Consider the following 17,877-nt stretch of genomic DNA (forward strand, 5'->3'; position numbering starts at 1 on the left):
GTTATATAATTGTTTGAATATGTGCAGACAAACGTCAGTTTGTCCAAGTGCAAAACTAATAGCCAAATTTCTGAATTATTTTCCCTTAGTGTTAAGTTTTTCAAAAAAAGTTTCAGGTTAATTAACAATTACTTAACATTGGAAAACAATATTGTTAGGAAGTTTTTCTGAAATTTACTGCCTTAAGGCATATTTTTATTTATTAAAATTTCAAAAATCAATCATAAATTTTTTTAATGAATAAGACCTTCTCTTTAAGTGTTAAAAAATTGTTAACCCAAAAAGAGGTAAAAACTCCCTGATTTTGAGGATTAACTGCTTATATTTAGAGATAAAACAAAGTGTGCATGAAAAGGAAAAGTATAATCTGGCTTTATTTATTTCTATTTGTTTCGCTTCTCGATATTTTTTTTACCTCTAACGGTGAAAATTCACTAAGGTTCTATTCCAAACCATTAATCATTCCTCTACTTTGGGCATATTTTATATTTTCAAGCCCAGAACTTAAGGGTCAACTGATCAGGAAAGCAATTTCGGCTGCTTTAATTTTTTCCTGGATGGGAGATACTTTACTTATGTTTCCAAGATTGTTCATTTATGGATTGGGAGCATTTCTAATGGCCCACATCTGTTATATTGTGGCCTTCAAGGTTGCCCAAAAACAGCCTTTTAGCGTGGGAAATGTTAATTTTATCCGTTTGTTTTTTTTGAATTTCCCCATCTATCTGTTTGCCGCGTTTGTTTATTTCTATATCCGTGGAGGAATAGGTGAATTGAAAATCCCTGTAATTGCCTATCTGATTGTCATTGTCATGATGGCGACTACCGCAAGAGAACGATTCAATAAGACCAATACTTCAAGTTTTTGGCAGGTCATGTTGGGGGCCGCTTTCTTTTTGGTTTCAGATGGTATTCTGGCACTTAATAAATTTTATCAGGAATTTCCCGAAGCAGGGGTTTTGGTCATGGGAACTTATATCATTGCCCAATTTCTAATTGTCAGGGGAATTATGGCTCATTCTGAAAAAGAAAAAGCAGGTTAGATCCTGCTCATGATATCCGGATAGCTTATACCCATATGGCTTGTATCATAAAATGCTTTGCCGTCTTTGACTAAAATTACCTGTGGAGATTGGTGGAAGACTTCGAATTCTCTGGCTATTAGGTTGGAGATATCCCTGTAATTGATCAAATCCAAATAATATGGAGTGACTTTGTCAAAATCCTCAATTTTCCAGTTCCTTCTGAGCCGCTCTAAGGCCATACTACTTATAGAGCAGCGGGTGGAGTGCTTGAATATCAATACAGGCCTTTCTTCACTTCTTTTCTTTAATTCCTGCAATTGTGCTGCATCTTCCAACTTAATCCATTCCATTTCTTAATAATTCTTAATCCTTGGGAAAAGAAATAAATTTGGCCCGAAAATAGTTCCCTTTGGTATAATCAAAAATGAATACCTAATTTTAATCCCATGAATTTCCCGATAAAATTCAGGGCTGCTTTCTTGATACTGCTGGCATTAGCAGCTTCCTGTAAAAGCATAAAGCCTGAAAATCCCCCCAAAGCTCCTAAGCAAGAGTTGCCATCTTCTTATTCCAATATCAATATTCCTATCAGCATTCCTCTTTCCTATCTGGAGGATAACCTGAACAGACAATGGAAAAGTATTTTGTTTTCCGATAAAGGATTGGCTCTGGGTTCTGGACTGTTTGCTGATCTTGATGTAAACAGAACCGGAAAAATTTCTCTGAAAGCTTTGGGAAATAACAGTATACAGGTCAAAATCCCAATGAACCTAAAAGGAGACTTGAAAATGGAAAAAAAGGTCTTCGGTCAAGTACTTTCAACTGCCTTGCCATTCAATGAAAACCTGAGTCCGGAAATCAGCTTTACTCCCGAAATCGGAAATAATTGGGAGCTTAATATCCGCAATCTTAATATTGACAATTGGGGCCGATCCATGAAATATAATCTTCTTGGATTTGAAATCGACCTTGACCCCTTGATTAGGGGACAGCTTCAAAGAGTTATGAATAATCAGTTTGCATCCTCAGGGTTGACACGACTTGATTTCAAGCACATGGCCGAGCAGACTTGGCAGGCTTTTGCTGCGCCTTACACTGTTGAACAAAATGGTTTTCAGGTTCATTTTTATGCCAAACCAGAAAAATTAAGGATCAAGCAAGTAATCAGTCCGGATCAAAAGCTTTTGCTCTTTCTGGGATTGGAGGGGGAAATGTTTTCCTCTATCGGTCAAAGGCCACTAAGCCAAATAAGACCACTTCCTGGAATTACTGAAAATGAAAGCACTGAAAATGTGTTGGATATTGGTCTTCCACTGATTTTCAGATATAAAGACCTTGACAATTACCTAAACGCGTCTTTGGAAGGGCAGCAAATCCGACTTGATAAGAAAACCGTCCTGCTTCCTTCCAAACTCCAATCGAGTCAGTATCGCGACAAGACCCTTTTGGGAATGGATTTTACTGCCATCCGAAAGGGGAAAAATGAAGTCAAAGGCAAAATGTATTTTGCAGGGAAACCTGTATTTGATCCTTCTAAAAAACAACTCAAATTTGAGGAAATCATCTTCGATGTACAGACCTCAAACCTACCAGCCAAAATCGGCATCCGGTCAAAAAGAAGAAAAATTCAAAACCAGATACAAAAACTTGCCGTCCTTCCTTTAGGAGGGTTTTTGGAACAAGCAGAAAGAGAACTCCAAAACCAAGGTTACCTGGAGACAGATTTTGCTTCCATGAGGGTAATAAGGCCAAATGTCCAAGTGGAGGGAATTTATAGTACGGCAGAAGATGTTAGAATTTATATAAGATCTAAAGGTGCCATGGATGTCCGCCTCAAGGATTTCAAGTAAGAGAGGGTAATATCGCCAAACTATGTTTGGTTGAAAATAGGGATTGGTTTTTGTAACCATTAAATTTGCAACAAAATCGTCAATATGCAAGAGTATTTTCTGAATTTAGGAATTCCCAAAGAGGTGTTTGATTACCTGGTCATGCCCTTGTTGATCTTTATGGCAAGGATTATGGATGTGTCTATCAATACCTTAAGGATCATGTTTGTATTGAGTGGGAAGAAAAACATTGCGCCGATTTTGGGTTTCTTCGAAGCCATGATCTGGCTATTGGCCATTGGGCAGATTTTCCAAAACATCAATAATCCCATGTCTTATGTTGGTTATGCGGGAGGTTTTGCCATGGGTACCTTTGTTGGGATGACCATTGAGGAAAAATTGGCCCTTGGCCGTGTACTGGTCAGGGTAATCACTCCTACACCTATGCCTGAATTGATTGACTATATGAAGGAAAAGAATTTCCGCTTCACCAATGTAGGAGCTGAAGGTAGATATGGGAAAGTGAATCTTCTTTTTACAGTCATGAAAAGGGAAGACCTGAAGGAATACATTGAAATGGTAAAAACCTTAAATGATAAGGCCTTCTACACCATTGAAAGTGTCAAAAGGGTTTCAGAGGATGACCTTAATGTGATGGAAGACCGACCAAGGTTTACCACAAAAGTATGGTCAAGGCTAAGAAAATAGAATTCAGTTAATAATAAATTACCGAACCACTTCCGGTAAAATAGATCAGAAAAGCCATCCATCAAGAATAGTCCATACTAATCCTCAAAAAATTAAAAACCATACCAACAACTAGATGGTATGGTTTTTTAATTTCTTTGGACTATATCCATTAGGAGTCTGCAAACTGTAGTTTTACCAAATTGGCATAATAACCTTCAACTTTTCTGGACAACTCCTCGTGCGTGCCTTCTTCGACAATCCTGCCTTCATTCAGCACATAGATTCTGTCCACTTTTCTGATGGTTGCCAATCGGTGGGCGATGATAATGGTGGTCCTATTTTTCATCAGTTCATCCAGAGCCTCCTGGACCAATGCTTCCGACTCAGCATCCAGGGAAGAAGTGGCCTCATCCAAAATAAGGATAGCAGGATCCTTAAGAATGGCCCTGGCAATGGCCACACGCTGCCTTTGGCCTCCTGAAAGCTTGATGCCCCTTTCACCTACTTTGGTTTCCAGTCCTTCAGGAAACTTGGAAATAAACTGCCAGGCATTGGCTTTTTTAGCTGCTTCGATAATCTCCTCCTCAGTGGCTTCTGGCTTGGCATAGGCTATGTTTTCTTTGATGCTTCCTCCAAATAAAAGTACTTCCTGAGGTACGATACCTATATTGGACCGCAACTGCTTGAGGTTCCAGTTTTGGAGATGCTTTCCATCTACTTCTATACTTCCTGATGAAACCGGATAAAATTTCAGGAGAAGCTGAATAATGGTGGATTTGCCTGCTCCACTATGACCGGCCAAAGCCACCTTTTCCCCTGGTCTAATGGTAAAGGAAACTCCTTTCAAAACTTCAATTTCAGGCCTTGTGGGATAGTTGAACCTTACCTGATCAAATTGGATTTGTCCATCTACAGGCACCTGTTGGTAATCTGCGGTAGATACTTCCGGCGCTTCATCCAGAATCTCAAGTACCCTTTCTGAAGAACCAATGGCTTTTTGGATCTGGCTGTAAATGTCCCCTAATCCGGCAATTGAGCCTCCAATAAAGGTCGTGTAAAGGACAAAGGAGACCAGGTCACCTACACTCATTACTCCTTGGGCTACCAGGCTGGCACCATACCACATGACCGCTACAATTCCCCCGAATAGTGCAAAAATGATAAAGGAAATGAAAGCTCCTCTAAACCCCGCTGCCTTAAGGGCTACTTTGACCACTTTGTTCAGGCCTTTGGAATACCTACTGGATTCATATTCCTCGCCGGCAAAGGATTTCACCGTCATGATCGAATGCAGGGTTTCCTCGACGATGACATTGGCAGCAGCCAGTTCATCCTGGGTCTGTTTGGACAGCTTCCGGATAAACTTTCCAAATACCATTGCAAATATGATCAGTATAGGGAAAGTGGCCAACATGAACAAGGTGAGTTTTGGAGTCGTGACCATCAGGAAAACCACCCCTGCAAGCAAGGTGATGATCTGCCTGAATAGTTCTGCCAAAGTAGTGGAGAAAGTATCCTGAAGTAAACTCACATCTGAGGTGATGCGGCTGATCAACTCTCCGGTTCTTCTTTTGTCAAAGAAGGTCATGGGTAACTGTACCAATTTGCTGTACAGCGCCACCCTGATATCCCGCATGCTTTGCTCTGATACTTTGGCAAAAAGCCAAACCCTGAAAAACGAAAAAATACTTTGAACCAAAAGGATTCCCAAAAGCATCAGTGCGATCAGGTTAATGTCATCCGTTAGCCAAGTCTTTCCCGAAGCGGTATCAATGAGTTTTCCTGCTACAAAGGGAAAAGTCAGCAAGGTAAGGCTGGAAAAAAACAGGAAGAACATGCCGAAAATGAAGGGAACCTTGTAGGGCAGCATGAATCGGAAGATACCTCCCAACTTTTCCAAGTTCTTTTTATTCAGTTTGCGCTTTTCATGCGCCTCCAGGGCATTGCCTCTCTTTTTTGCCATGTACTTGCTTTATTCAAGGGTAATCAATCTGCAAATTTAAGGATTCGGTTGGGTTTTATGGATTTTTGACCGAATTTCATGTGCGAAGTCTGAACCTAGTGACAGAAGAAAAGTTTGACCGAGCCTCGGTTTTTCAAAAAATGCCTCAGAAATCGACATTTATTTTATTTTCTGCCACTTATTCTTTTCAAGAATTGCACTTCCTTTTCCCAAAAAAACCGGAACTGACCAAACACAAAACCCCACATCAATAGGATGATTTGGTATAGAGGAAGTACAAGCAATAGGTACAGAATGGTCTTCCAAAATCCGCCCCGCTCCATACTCACCCCGAGAAAATCAAAAATCGGTTTTTTGATAAACAGAATGGTAAAGCCGGTCAAAGCAAAAACAATCAACACCAAAACAACCTGTACCAGACTATTGAGTTTCCATTTGGTTTGAAGTCTTTGGAGAAAATTGGATTTTGACCTTGTCATTATCAATGCTTTTTGCAACACAAAAGTAAGGAATTAAACGGGAATAAACCCAAGTTTGAAGAGCTGGGACAGGTTAATTGCCAAGTCAAAAGAGGGAGCTTGGGTATGTTGGGATTTTGGTGCAAATGAATGGCAGGTATATTTTCAATTTCACTGAGATACAGCGAGAAGTCACGGAGAGATAGAGAGATTTTTTTATCAGGAATTTCACAAATTTCCAATCACTGCTCTATCCTAAATACAGGGTACCGGTTATGCTCTTTTTCTTTCCAAGGACTTCTTTCATACACCCAGCGCAATTGTGCAGGACCGCTTTTGGCCAATTCGGGATCACTGGCTTTGGCCTTTTCCAGTTCCTGTCTGACTTCGGGATTTTGACTGAGAAAAGCAGCCGCCAGATCTTCAAATACATAGGCTGAGTATCCTTCTTTGGCCTGAAGGATGGTATCAAAGAAATTCCAGGCAAAAAAACTGTCCTCGCCCTGAGGCTCCAGGACCTCCATGATATAGCGGTTGTTTTCCTGGTTCATGGGTACCAGGATATCTCCTTCACGGAAGCGCATGAGTGCCTGAGATTTTTCCACTTGCACATTGCTGTGAAGGTAATGCCCCTCAAAAGGCCTTTGGGCGGTTTGAAAATCGGCAATATGGTACACAGTTACCGGAAGCAAAGTGTCCGACTTTAATGGCTCTAAAGTGACCGCATTTCTTTGGAGATTTTCCAGTACATGAAACCACCCTTGGGGAATGATGTAGGCTTTGGGTTTGGGGATGTTGATTCCGGCTTGGTAAGTGTCATAGAATTTCACCTCTTTGGTAAAGGGTTTGGTCCTGTCGTAATATAGCCTGGAATGGCCCGAAACCTCTGATGATCTTTGCCCTGACTCGAATCCCTTGTATTCTATCAATTTGAATTTTTCCCTGTCCAAGGTATGGTTCAGGTCAAATTGTCTCTGGCTTTTTTTGGCTTCTCTATCGGTTTGAACCAGGGCTACTATCTTTGCAGCATCCTGTTCGGCGATTTCCATAAAAGTCTGGAAAAGGGCATAAGTGGACAAGACCCTTTGGTCATAAGGTTTGAGCATATGGGTCTCAGGCATAAAGCTCAAGGTACTGAAAAGCGCTGCATACCCACTGCTGTAGCGGCCGGAGTCTTTGAATTGGGACCATCCGTCTTCCGGTTTGCCGCCCCAAGCATTAACATAGGGCACCATGGGAAAACCCTTGGCTTTCATGCCTTGATACAGCTTGGGATTCAGTTCATTTTCCAGGTATTCTCCGGTTTTTCCTCCCAGTCTGTTGTGTTGGGTGGAAATCAGGGTCATCACATGTTGGTAATCGGCCCCATTGCTGACATGGGTGTCAATAAAAATTTGAGGTTTGAGCCAGTTGAAGATCAGTTGAAAGGATCTGGAATTTTTGGTGTCTGCCTTGATAAAATCCCGGTTAAGGTCATAATTTCTGGCATTGCCCCGGAAACCGTATGCTTCTGGCCCATTTTGATTTACCCTGGAAAAACTGCCCCTGTTCAAATGCCCTCCAATATTGTAAACAGGAATAATGGCCAAGGCCAGGTCATTCGGTACCCTTTGTTTTCCTAACAGGATGTCTCTCAAAAACATCATGGATGCATCGATCCCATCAGGTTCCCCAGGATGGATGCCATTGTTGATGAACACAACCAAGCGTCCGGTCTCATGCCATTTTTTGGGATCGAATATTTTTTCCCGGTCATAGAGGACCACATGTAGCGGTAAACCGGCATCTGTCGTGCCCATTTCAACCATCCTTACTTCCTCAAAGTCCTGTGCCAAGGTTCGGAAATATTGGATTACATCAGTGTATACCGGTGTTTCCCTCCCTTGGGAAGCTTCGAATAAGGTAGGGTACTGGCTTTGAGCCGATATAAGGCAGGAATATAAAAGAGCTACAACAGAAAGCAGGGATTTTTTCATGCCTGAATTTGGCAAAAAGGATTGGTTTATGCCAGAAAAAAGCTTTAAGGAGTTTGAATTGTTGAAGTTTGAGATAGATTCATAGAAATAATAGCTATTTCTTTTTAAATATTCCAAGATGTAGGGTAGATTAGTTTTTACTCTTGAGCTCCAGTATGAATTGCTACCTGATAAGCTTTTACCTGAAAGCCATGGCAGAAGCGGTCTCTGTGCATGAGCTCATCTTCAAAAACCATCAAATAGATATTTTTGTCTCCTTCGGAACTTAAATTGGCCCAATCTTGATAGCTCAAGTTTTTGTCCCAAATCACTTTATATTTACCCAATTCTAATAATGAAAAATATATTGTGATATGATTGTAAAATGGAGTATGGACTAAAGCTAGATAATAATTTGGATTGGAGAATTTATCGCGGTAAATTCTCATTTCTGTTTTTGGCAAAGCATTTTCTACTCCGAAAGTTCTTTTCCTAAAGGATGTTTCAGTATTTAAATCCTTTCTATTTACGACAATTACAATTGTATCTTTGAGACTTGTCGATAAACTCAATGAATAAGCTGAAAATTGAATGAACAACGAGAAAAGAGCAAGTAAATAATATTTGAATTTCATTTTAGTTACATGTTTTAAGTCCATATCTTGCAAACTCTTGAGCCTCTTTCATTTTTTGTAAGGGGGATTTCAATGGTGGCTGAACGGTTATTTTTTCCATTAACTGGTAAGCCATAGTATCTTTTAATCCCTCCCAAGCCAGTGATTTATAAAAGCTTTTTGGGATTCCGTTAGGATAAACATTTTTCATTGCATCGGCAAACGCTTCATAATCTAATTTTTTATGAATATCGACAAGAATATCAGCCATTACATCCAAATATCTGTCTGCCATCAGGTTATGGTGCTGATCAGCCGTTCCCATGTACGTTTTCACATATTGGTCGAAAGTATCCCGGAATAATATGTCACCAGAGGACGGCATGTTTGTTTTCACAGCTCTATAAAATTCAGCATGGAACATTTCATGGATCATAGTTCTGGCAACTTCCAAAGCAGATCTATTATTTAAATTAGCTGAGTTCATCGTAATAATGATAGGATTTCCATAACCCTGCCATTGGGCTTTTCCATTGAACTGAGGATCAAAGCTTGCTAGGTCTAAGATTAGATGAACATCTGGACTTACTCCTTCAAATTTTGAAGCTATGCTTTCAAAATATGAATTTTCTCTAAGCTTATCAAAAAGACATCTTAGATAAGGATTGGTTTTAAATTGATGGGATAAGATTATTTCAATTTTTGGAGCAGGTATTGAAGGCGGAGTATAATTGATTTCTCCGGATACACCACCCCATCCGCCCCCATAAGGATCGTAATTATAGCGCGGGATTGGGGTGCCGTTGGTGTCTAAATCATTATAAAGTGTCCCTCCGCTGCATACCATATGGACCTCGGTTTCATCATGGTAAGAGATTTCCGAGCCGTTTCCGGCTGTTACGATTGTCACAACGGTATAAATACTGACCACGTGCCTACAGGTAGAATCTAGATTTTCCCCCTGTAGTGTGGATTTTCTTTTTCTTGCATCAGGCTGATATCCTTCAGGATGTTTGGTGGCGATGAGCTGGCCGTCCTCGATGATAAATCCTACAAAATAACGCTCATCATAAGTCCAGATATCTACGGTTCCTGACCAGCCCGCTCCGATTTTATTGTAAGAAATCTCCTCAAACTTGGAGACGGAGTACTCATCTGCCGGGTAGTATCTGGCTATAACAGGATCAAACCTGCCGTTTTGTTTGTTCTCTACAAATAGAATGTTTTGGATAACGGTTTTGGAAGGGTCGGCATCCGGCAAATTATCAGTAAACTGGCTATTGAGAACAATTTCTTTGTTTGACAGATTGATCTCATACACCTGTCTTCCATCTGGCCATTGATAGATATGGAACCTGTTCCAGTCGGGTTCCTTTTCGAAAAAAGGGAGGATCAGCTCCTTGCTCTCCTTTCTGAAACTCAGGCCTGAATTTTTGATTCTCAGTTCCTGTTTATTTGCTTCAAACCAATTTCTGATATGGACCAGTTGGTCCTTTCTGCGGGCAGTGTTATCCTGAAGCTGATCTGATTCCTCAAGACAGGAAAACGTAAGACACGAGAAGAGTCCAATGATAAAAAAGCGGCTTAGAAAATTAAAAACCTTTAATGAATCGAGCGAAATTAGGGGGGGGTAAATTTAGGTTTGTGCATCTTAAAATAGTTTATTGATGAAAGAATTAGGCTGAATGTAAACAACTTAGTTTAAAAAGTCAAATTTTAAACAAATAAAAATTATTTGATTTTACAGATCATCCAGCTTGAATTATTCATTTATCATCAACCGAAGTTTAGGGTAAATTCGAAGGAGGTTTATTAAAGATAGAATCATAGAAATCATAGCTATGGTTTTATTTTTTACCCCTTCATTTTTTTAGGGTCTTGTCTGGTATCAAAAAAATCGGTTATATAAACACTATCATCAATAGTCCTGTAGAGTATTTTTATGTATCCTTCTATCAGTCTCCTATGATCTAGGCCTAAATGACTTAGATATTCTTCAGTCTGCCCCTTGAGTGGGTTTTCTTTTAAATGGTCAGCTTTATCGAGTAAATTTTTTATTAAAGCATTGATTTTAGTTACGGGAATTCCTTGTTTCTCTTTTAAAAACTCAATTAATTCTTCAAGACTATTCAAAGATTGATTTGTGTAAATTACCTTCATTTACCCAATAGATTATTTAATTTCAAATCAATCTCGTTCCTTGTGAACGTATTTCCTGACTTGATATCATCTTCAGCATTTAATGCTCGGGAAGAAAGTTTTCCTTTAAGACTCGGGTTCAACTCAGATTTAAGAAGCAATGTCTTGATAGCCTCCAAAACTTTAAGGTCACTTTCTTTTTCAATGAGCATTCTTAATTCTTTTTTAATCTTTGTTGTCTCCATAATTATACTAATGTAACAAGATTGCGCTTACCAGCAAAACACGAGCTTTAGGTCCTATTGTTTCTTTTTTGAAATATTTTGCTGAATGCGATGGCTAGGTTGGAAAATAAAAAAATCTGCACTGATTGGTTTTTTCCAAAACACTTGTGCTGGAATATGAAAAAACCCTCCAGGGGTTTAGAAAACTTGGAGGGTTGAGGGAAGATCAGGACTTCTTCAAAGTAAACTCAGGCAGGTACATGATCTTGCCTCCTGCCATGGCAGACTCGTGGGCCAAAATTCCCACGCAGGTGATATTGGCCGATTGCCTCGCATCTGGATAAGGTGCCCTTCCTTCGTGCAATGCAGTCAAAAACTCATGCACCAAATGCGGATGGGATCCCCCGTGACCTGCTCCCTGAATAAATGAAAGGTGCTGGTTATCATCGGAATCATAAACCCCCTTGGTCGTAAAAGGAGCGATTTCATCCGGTAAAAGATGGGCATAATCCGGAACCTTTACTCTTTCTGGAACCTCTCCGGTATGGATGACGCTGTCTTCATGCTCAATCAGCGTCCATTCAAAGGATTTTTTGGAACCATAGACATCAAAACTTTCCCGGTATTGTCTGGCTGTATTGAAGAGTGAACGGGTCACCTCTGCTGCCAGGTCAGAATCCTTGAATTTGATATGGCAGGTTTCTATCGCAAATGGGGAACCATATTTTGGAATCAGGTTTTCATCAATCCTGCCCGAACCCAAACAGGAAACGTATTCTGCCTGTGCATTGGGCAGCGCCAACACAGGACCTACACAGTGAGTAGCATAATGCATAGGAGGCAAACCCTCCCAATATCCTGGCCAACCGGCCATTTCCTGCTGGTGGCTGGCCCTGAGGAACTGAATCCTTCCCAGTTCGCCTTTTTCGTACATTTCCTTTACAAAAAGAAATTCACGGGAATAAATCACCGTCTCCATCATCATATAGGTCAAACCTGTCTCTTCGCAGGCCTCTACAATCTGACGGCACTCTTCTACTGTAGTAGCCATAGGCACCGTACAGGCCACATGTTTTCCGGCTCTTAGTGCTTTGAGGGATTGCTCAGCATGTGCCTGAATAGGAGTGTTGATATGTACGGCATCAATATTGGGGTCTTTGAGCAATTCATCGTAATCTGTATAGCGAACCTCCACTCCAAAGGCATCTCCGATTTCATTCAGCTTTTCTTCATTTCTTTGGCAAATGGCATACATATTGGCCAAAGGATGTCTTTGATAAATCGGAATAAACTCCGCCCCAAAACCTAGGCCTATGATGGCGATATTGATTTTCTTTTGACTCATATAATTTGGGTTTTAATGATTGACTAATGTGTAAAAAACCTGTCTCTGGCCCAATCCTTAAGAAAAGCCAAGCCCTGCTCTGCAAAATAATCCTGACTTGGTGCAAGTGGTTTCCAGATACATACAGCCCCTGCGAGTTCCTGGACATTAGGGGTAAAACTCTCAATGGAGACACAACCTCTGTATCCCACGGTTTCCAGGCCTTTTTTGAAATTGTCCCAATGGGTCTGTCCTGTACCCGGGATCCCCCTATGGTTTTCGGATACCTGCACATGGATCAGTTTTTTGCCTGCCAATAAAACGGCCTCTTCCATGCTTCTTTCCTCTATACTCAGATGAAAGCCGTCCAAAAGGACTTTTGCTCGGGGATGGTTGATGTCATCGATCAGCTGCATCAGTTCTTTGGTATTGTTGATGAGGTCGGTTTCAAACCTGTTCAGGGATTCCAAAGCAATATCCTGGCCCCATCCTGCAGCCATTTCACAGACTTTGTAAAGGTTATTGACAGCCCTTTCCCATTCTGTTTTCTTTTGTTCTTCGGAGACCAACCTGGCCTTGCCTACAGCAGAATACATAGGTCCGGCGACGAAATCCGCTCCCAGTTCTGCGGCTATTTTAAAACAGGACTCTAGGTAATCAAAACAGATCTGATGGTATTTGGGGTCATCATGTGTCAGGTCCCTGCTTGGACCGAATGCCCCGCAAATAATGGGTTTAAGTCCATTTTCCTGCAAGGCATTTTTTACCTCGGGAATATGAATGAGGCTCGGGTCTTCCACAGGGATTTCCACCGCATCAAAGCCCATGGCTTTGATTTTAGGGAAGAGCCCTATGGTATCCCTGTTGAATGGAGAAGTCCAAAGCCAGGTACTTACCCCAAAACTTACTTGTAAAGCCATAGTAATTTTTTTATTCAACAATCATTTTTCCGTTCATCATTCTCCAGTGTCCCGGTACTGTACATACAAAAGGATACTCACCGGGCTTGCTTGGGGCAATGAACATCAAGCTTTCCATATTGTCAGGATCTACGAGCTTAGATGCAATGATGATTTCGGGAATATCCGGAATATAGTTTTTTTCTATGCCTTTTGGATCCCTTGCCATTTCATCAGCGGCCTTGCCTACCTTCTCTAAAGATCCAATCTGTGTTACCAACAGGTTGTGCTGCATGAAATCCTTGTTTTCAAAATCAATGATTACTGCTTGCCCTGCTTTCACCCTGAAACTTGTTACGTCATATTTCATTTCATGCGGTATGACTCCAATTTTCACAACTTTGGCGTTTTCCCGTGAAATGCTCGGCTGACCTTTTTCAATGGCAGCTGACATAAAGCTGCTCAGGTCAAATGCAGGATTTTTGTAACTGATATAGCTATCTCTTCCCATACGTCCTCTTAGCCATGACCACGCATCATAATCACCTACTTGGTTTTCACCCTTCCAATCATTGCCTACACGCACATTTCCCGGATTTAGGCTTTCTGTAAACAAGCCCGGGGTCTGTACTTTTCCTATCAGCTTGTTATCAATGAACAACTGCATTTCTCCACTTTCAAGCAAATTGGCATATACGGTAAAGAAATTATCAGGTACACCTCCTTTAGCAGTGGATATTTTATAGGTCTTGCCCTCTCTTTTGACCACCCAGTTCAATACATCATCCAGTACATACATGGAAAATCCATTTGTTTTATTACCCTGGGCTACAATTACACCGATAAGCCCTTCATTTCCCTTGGCCAGTTCCGCTCGGATATGGATTTCTTTTCCTTTGGCATCTGGAGGGAATGGAATTGGTGCCCTGCGGTCCAGGTTGTATTCCTCTTCAACAATACTTTTAGCAATCCGGTCAGTGAGCGTCATTAGACTATCAACCTTGTCCTTAGGCATCAGGCTTGCAAGATTGCTTTCAAAGTAATTTGGATTGTTCAATACTCCAGCAAAAATGATCTGGGAGATGTAAATATCCTTTCCATTTTCCTCATCCTGGCTTGCTCTGAAGAAAAATTCCCCTAATTCTGGGTTATTTTGGATCAGTGCGATTTTTTGGAAAGCCGATTTTCTGACATTGAGGTCAGCATCCTGATGCAGCTTGGCCGCTGTGATGGACTTAAAGCTGTCCATATTTCGAGGCAATACTTCAATGGCGTTTCTCCTTACTCCAGCAGATGGGTGATTCAGGGCTTTGGTTACAATTTGCAGGCTATTTTTATCAGATCCGTCCAATAGGCCCAACCCATGTAATGCCCAAAGTGCATGTATAGCTGGTGTATTGAGTCCCAGCTCATCCGTTTTCCTATCGTTGATCAATTTATATAGGTCATTTACGATGCCTGTATTCTTATTTTCCACAATCAATCTCTGTGCAGTCAATCGCCAGAACATGTTGTCGGATTTCAATCCTGCTATCAGGTCTTTATTTTTGGCAGGGTCAATGGACATTGTTTTGTAATTGTCATTGCCCTTGTAGACCAAGCGGTAAATCCTACCATGCTTGGCATCCCGCATAGGATTGATGTAAGCATTTCCGGCACCGTTTTCAAATCCCCTTGGTGTAGGGTTGTGCTGAATGATGAAATTGTACCAATCTGCTATCCAAAGTGCCCCATCAGGGCCAACTTCTGCATGTACAGGTGAAAACCATTCATCCGAACTGGCGAGGATATTGAAGCCGTTTTTCTCTTTGAAGCCGGAGCCATCTTTTTCGATTATAGCATTGTGCAATACCCTACCTGTGGGTTCCGCGACGAAGGCAATTCGGTTCCAGTAGTTTTTTGGGAAGTTTCTTGCAGTATAGAAATTGTGTCCAGCTGCCGCTGTGTAACCGCCATGGTAATCCACCTGCCTCAATGCAGGAGTGAGGTGCGGCATGTCATAGTGACTGTCTATTCCAAATACTGTATTGGTAAAACCTCCACTGATCGGCCTTCGGACAAAGTCATTGGTCATTGCTAAGTAAGCACTGTGCTGACCATTGGCTGTAGAAATGAATACATTAAAATCTTCAGAAAAACCTAAGCCCCAAGTATTGTTACTGGTAGAACCTAAGTATTCAAAATCTGATATGTCCGGAGCAAAGCGGTAAACCCCTTGGGAAAAGTTATATTGTTTGCCGGCAATTTCTCCGGTGAAACCGGAATAACCCAGTACCCCCCAGATTTTGTTGTCAAAACCATATTTCAAATTCGATGGTCCTGCGTGGGTATCGCTTTTGCCCCATCCTGTCATGACCACTTCTCTGACATCTGCTTTTCCGTCTCCGTCGGTGTCTTTCAGGAAAACAAAATCAGGTGCCATGGAAATCAGGATACCCCCATTGACTGCCATGATGCTGGTGGGGATATTTAGGCCTTCAGCAAAAACAGTGATCTTATCTGCCTTACCATCTCCATTTGTGTCTTCCAAAATCTTAATCCTGTCATTTCCACCAACATCTCTTACTTCGTTTGGATAGTCTTCGGTTTCTATCACAAAAAGCCTTCCTTTTTCATCCCAGCACATGGCCATTGGATTGACAATGTCTGGTTCAGAAGCAAAAAGCTGTAATTCAAAGCCTACCGGTACCTGTACCAGTTTCATGGATTCCTCAGGACTGAGTGGGAATTGGTATTTTGGGGCAGGATCCCTGTTTTCATAATTGGGGATAATGGCTTCTTCAAACCTTGGTTGGGGTATATCAAATGCCGCCACTTGAGCTGAAACTTTTTCGCCGATGGCCCAAAGTACGCCATTAGCCACTAAGGTATGGAATTCTGGTCTGCTCCAAGTCCGCTCATCATGTCCGTAAGCAGTATAAAAAACACGTCCTTTACCTTGGTTTCTTACCCAGGTCCAAGGTTCTCTATGTCCGTTTTCCTCCCTTTCCATCAATACCGTCATGTCCGAATTAAGCCTGGTATGGAGGTATGTTTCATCCCAGGTTTCAAATACTTCGACTCCTTTCATGACCGGATGTTCTGGTGCAATGATATCCACAGTGAATTCTCCTGTACCATGGGATTTGAACTGTCCCCCTACTGTAGCCACATACCAATCTGAATTTCTAAAACAGAATGAAGCAGAGTGCAGAGGGATAAAACCCTTTCCACTTTCTACATATTTCTTTAATGCTGCTTCCTGTGCAGGAGTGATTTCATCATGATTGGCATAGATCATGATGCCGTCATACATGTTGAGGTTCTCGAGATTCAAGTCATTGGGGTCTGAAGTATAAGTGAGGTTGATGCCCTTTGGGAAAAGTGCCCTTGCCAAGATGGGCATTAGCTTTTCTGAATCATGGTGCTTGCTGTCATGGCCCAAGAACAAAATTTCTGCTCTTCTAGGGCCGTCGTGCAAAGGATTGAAGCTGCTTTTTCCCTGGCAGGAAATCAATAAAGCCAGGATCAGGTAGGTGAAAATGTGCTGTATTTTCATGAATATGGATTTTGGGTATTGTTCGCTATTTTGGGAAGATAAATTTTATAAAAAAAACATTCAGCTTCTCACTGTTTTTTGTCCTATAATGACTGTTTTTTGATCAAAAATTTGAGATTGTATTAATTTTTTGGCATTATTAAGGAAGTTATGAAGCAGGCATTAGAAAAATCAAGAATTCCGGTAAACAAAGCCTTTGTGGTAAAGGAACTGATTGCGCCTTATTTTGACAACCACTGGCATTTCCATCAGGAATACCAGTTGTTTTTGGTACTGGAGGGAAAAGGGACAAGATTTATTGGTGACCAGATGAAACCTTTTCGCGAGTATGACATGGTATTTACTGGTCCTAATCTCCCCCATTTGTGGAGGAATGATGCTGTTTATTTTGATAAGGAAAGTGATTTAAAGACCCATGGCATTGTGGTATATTTTGGAGAGGATTTATTGGGTTCGGCTGTCCATGAAAAGGAGGAGCTTGAACTGATAAAAACTCTTTTTCATAAATCTTTGCGGGGCTTGGAAATTACCGGTGAGACTAATCTGATATTGAGGTCAAAATTGAAGGAACTGGTATCTAAGTCAGGTTTTGAAAGTTTTCTTTTGCTTCTTGACATTTTAAGAACAATTGCAACTTCTTCAGACTGTGCACCTATTGCGCAGGCAGGCTATATCAATAACAATAAGGAGTCGGAGAAGGATAGGATGCGGAAGGTCTATGAATATGTCACAGAAAATTTCCAGAAAAAAATCCAGCTTCAGGAGGTAGCCAGCCTGGCCAATATGACAGAGAGTGCATTCAGTCGTTATTTTAAGTCAAGGATGAATAAGCCTTTCTCAGAATTTCTTTCCGATGTGAGAATCAGCAATGCCTGCAAACTGCTGCATGAAGCGGACATCAATATCAGTCAGGTTTGCTATGACAGTGGCTTCAATACCTTGTCTAATTTCAACAAACAGTTTAAAGAAAGGATGGGGGTGAGTCCTTTGGTGTACAGAAGGGATTATCAGCGGACTTTGGAGTAAGGTTTTGAAAGGAGGGATGTCCAAAGTGGGTTTTCGGAAGGGGGATGTCGGAATTTCTTGCTTCTCGAAATTTGTAATTTCGTGAAGCGATACCGCGGATTTTTAATCCGCAAGGAAAGTGGAGAACAGGGGATTAAAAATTCCAAACAGCTACGTTTGATTTTTTACCACATAGATACATAGTTCACATAGT

General features: G+C 41.2%; 15 protein-coding genes. 4 read left to right on the plus strand and 11 right to left on the minus strand.

Features of this window, described 5'->3' with window-relative positions:
- Window positions 1-347: 347 nt before the first annotated feature.
- Window positions 348-1,043 carry a lysoplasmalogenase gene (locus CLV48_RS14150; RefSeq protein WP_106567953.1) on the plus strand — a complete coding sequence of 232 codons (696 nt, stop codon included), beginning with the start codon at window positions 348-350 and terminating at the stop codon, window positions 1,041-1,043.
- Here CLV48_RS14150 and ytxJ read toward each other — a convergent pair.
- The gene (gene ytxJ / locus CLV48_RS14155) at window positions 1,040-1,375 is read right to left on the minus strand and encodes a bacillithiol system redox-active protein YtxJ (RefSeq protein ID WP_106567954.1); all 336 of its coding nucleotides are present in this window, start codon (window positions 1,373-1,375) and stop codon (window positions 1,040-1,042) included. The genes CLV48_RS14150 and ytxJ overlap by 4 nt on opposite strands.
- Before the next feature lie 96 nt (window positions 1,376-1,471).
- Between ytxJ and CLV48_RS14160 the strand changes: the two genes are divergently transcribed.
- Both CLV48_RS14160 and CLV48_RS14165 read left to right on the plus strand, forming a co-directional pair.
- Window positions 1,472-2,875, plus strand: coding sequence for a DUF4403 family protein (locus CLV48_RS14160; RefSeq protein WP_106567955.1), 1,404 nt, complete (start codon window positions 1,472-1,474; stop codon window positions 2,873-2,875).
- 84 nt (window positions 2,876-2,959) lie between these two features.
- Window positions 2,960-3,562, plus strand: a complete 603-nt coding sequence (locus CLV48_RS14165; RefSeq protein WP_106567956.1) for a DUF2179 domain-containing protein — start codon at window positions 2,960-2,962, stop codon at window positions 3,560-3,562.
- Window positions 3,563-3,713: 151 nt separating this feature from the next.
- On the opposite strand, the gene CLV48_RS14170 is transcribed toward CLV48_RS14165, so the two are convergent.
- The 10 genes from CLV48_RS14170 to CLV48_RS14215 all read right to left on the minus strand — a co-directional run bounded on the left by CLV48_RS14170 (window position 3,714) and on the right by CLV48_RS14215 (window position 16,658).
- Entirely contained in the window at window positions 3,714-5,507 is a 1,794-nt protein-coding gene (locus CLV48_RS14170) for an ABC transporter ATP-binding protein (protein ID WP_106567957.1), read from the minus strand.
- 164 nt (window positions 5,508-5,671) lie between these two features.
- A complete protein-coding gene (locus tag CLV48_RS14175; protein ID WP_106567958.1) occupies window positions 5,672-5,986 on the minus strand; it encodes a DUF6787 family protein in 315 nt (104 codons plus the stop codon).
- A 221-nt stretch (window positions 5,987-6,207) separates the two neighbouring features.
- Window positions 6,208-7,941, minus strand: a complete 1,734-nt coding sequence (locus CLV48_RS14180; RefSeq protein WP_106567959.1) for a M14 family metallopeptidase — start codon at window positions 7,939-7,941, stop codon at window positions 6,208-6,210.
- A 137-nt stretch (window positions 7,942-8,078) separates the two neighbouring features.
- Window positions 8,079-8,555, minus strand: coding sequence for a hypothetical protein (locus tag CLV48_RS14185; protein WP_106567960.1), 477 nt, complete (start codon window positions 8,553-8,555; stop codon window positions 8,079-8,081).
- Between the two features lies 1 nt (window position 8,556).
- A complete protein-coding gene (locus tag CLV48_RS14190) occupies window positions 8,557-9,855 on the minus strand; it encodes a hypothetical protein (protein WP_106567961.1) in 1,299 nt (432 codons plus the stop codon).
- A 533-nt stretch (window positions 9,856-10,388) separates the two neighbouring features.
- Window positions 10,389-10,694: a type II toxin-antitoxin system RelE/ParE family toxin gene (locus CLV48_RS14195; RefSeq protein ID WP_106567962.1), complete on the minus strand. Its 306-nt coding sequence runs from the start codon at window positions 10,692-10,694 to the stop codon at window positions 10,389-10,391.
- A complete protein-coding gene (locus CLV48_RS14200) occupies window positions 10,691-10,918 on the minus strand; it encodes a hypothetical protein (protein ID WP_106567963.1) in 228 nt (75 codons plus the stop codon). Before CLV48_RS14200 ends, CLV48_RS14195 begins: the two co-directional genes overlap by 4 nt.
- 205 nt (window positions 10,919-11,123) lie before the next feature.
- On the minus strand, window positions 11,124-12,242 hold the full coding sequence (locus CLV48_RS14205; protein ID WP_106567964.1) for a Gfo/Idh/MocA family protein: 1,119 nt from the start codon (window positions 12,240-12,242) through the stop codon (window positions 11,124-11,126).
- Window positions 12,243-12,265: 23 nt separating this feature from the next.
- Window positions 12,266-13,141, minus strand: coding sequence for a sugar phosphate isomerase/epimerase family protein (locus CLV48_RS14210; protein WP_106567965.1), 876 nt, complete (start codon window positions 13,139-13,141; stop codon window positions 12,266-12,268).
- 10 nt (window positions 13,142-13,151) lie between these two features.
- Window positions 13,152-16,658 (minus strand): PVC-type heme-binding CxxCH protein, encoded by a 3,507-nt coding sequence (locus CLV48_RS14215; RefSeq protein ID WP_106567966.1) that lies wholly within the window; start codon window positions 16,656-16,658, stop codon window positions 13,152-13,154.
- 150 nt (window positions 16,659-16,808) lie between these two features.
- On the opposite strand from CLV48_RS14215, the gene CLV48_RS14220 reads away from it, so the two are divergent.
- Entirely contained in the window at window positions 16,809-17,684 is an 876-nt protein-coding gene (locus CLV48_RS14220; protein ID WP_106567967.1) for an AraC family transcriptional regulator, read from the plus strand.
- The last annotated feature ends 193 nt before the right edge of the window (window positions 17,685-17,877 follow it).

It is taken from the genome of Cecembia rubra, from assembly GCF_003014575.1.
Classification (GTDB): domain Bacteria; phylum Bacteroidota; class Bacteroidia; order Cytophagales; family Cyclobacteriaceae; genus Cecembia_A; species Cecembia_A rubra.

Coding starts and splice junctions, on each gene's coding strand:
- CLV48_RS14160 (WP_106567955.1), top strand. CDS start 1,472: ATGAATTTCCCGATAAAATTCAGGGCTGCTTTCTTGATACTGCTGGCA.
- CLV48_RS14165 (WP_106567956.1), top strand. CDS start 2,960: ATGCAAGAGTATTTTCTGAATTTAGGAATTCCCAAAGAGGTGTTTGAT.
- CLV48_RS14175 (WP_106567958.1), bottom strand. CDS start 5,986: ATGACAAGGTCAAAATCCAATTTTCTCCAAAGACTTCAAACCAAATGG.
- ytxJ (WP_106567954.1), bottom strand. CDS start 1,375: ATGGAATGGATTAAGTTGGAAGATGCAGCACAATTGCAGGAATTAAAG.
- CLV48_RS14195 (WP_106567962.1), bottom strand. CDS start 10,694: ATGAAGGTAATTTACACAAATCAATCTTTGAATAGTCTTGAAGAATTA.
- CLV48_RS14205 (WP_106567964.1), bottom strand. CDS start 12,242: ATGAGTCAAAAGAAAATCAATATCGCCATCATAGGCCTAGGTTTTGGG.
- CLV48_RS14220 (WP_106567967.1), top strand. CDS start 16,809: ATGAAGCAGGCATTAGAAAAATCAAGAATTCCGGTAAACAAAGCCTTT.
- CLV48_RS14170 (WP_106567957.1), bottom strand. CDS start 5,507: ATGGCAAAAAAGAGAGGCAATGCCCTGGAGGCGCATGAAAAGCGCAAA.
- CLV48_RS14200 (WP_106567963.1), bottom strand. CDS start 10,918: ATGGAGACAACAAAGATTAAAAAAGAATTAAGAATGCTCATTGAAAAA.
- CLV48_RS14150 (WP_106567953.1), top strand. CDS start 348: ATGAAAAGGAAAAGTATAATCTGGCTTTATTTATTTCTATTTGTTTCG.
- CLV48_RS14180 (WP_106567959.1), bottom strand. CDS start 7,941: ATGAAAAAATCCCTGCTTTCTGTTGTAGCTCTTTTATATTCCTGCCTT.
- CLV48_RS14210 (WP_106567965.1), bottom strand. CDS start 13,141: ATGGCTTTACAAGTAAGTTTTGGGGTAAGTACCTGGCTTTGGACTTCT.
- CLV48_RS14215 (WP_106567966.1), bottom strand. CDS start 16,658: ATGAAAATACAGCACATTTTCACCTACCTGATCCTGGCTTTATTGATT.
- CLV48_RS14185 (WP_106567960.1), bottom strand. CDS start 8,555: ATGAAATTCAAATATTATTTACTTGCTCTTTTCTCGTTGTTCATTCAA.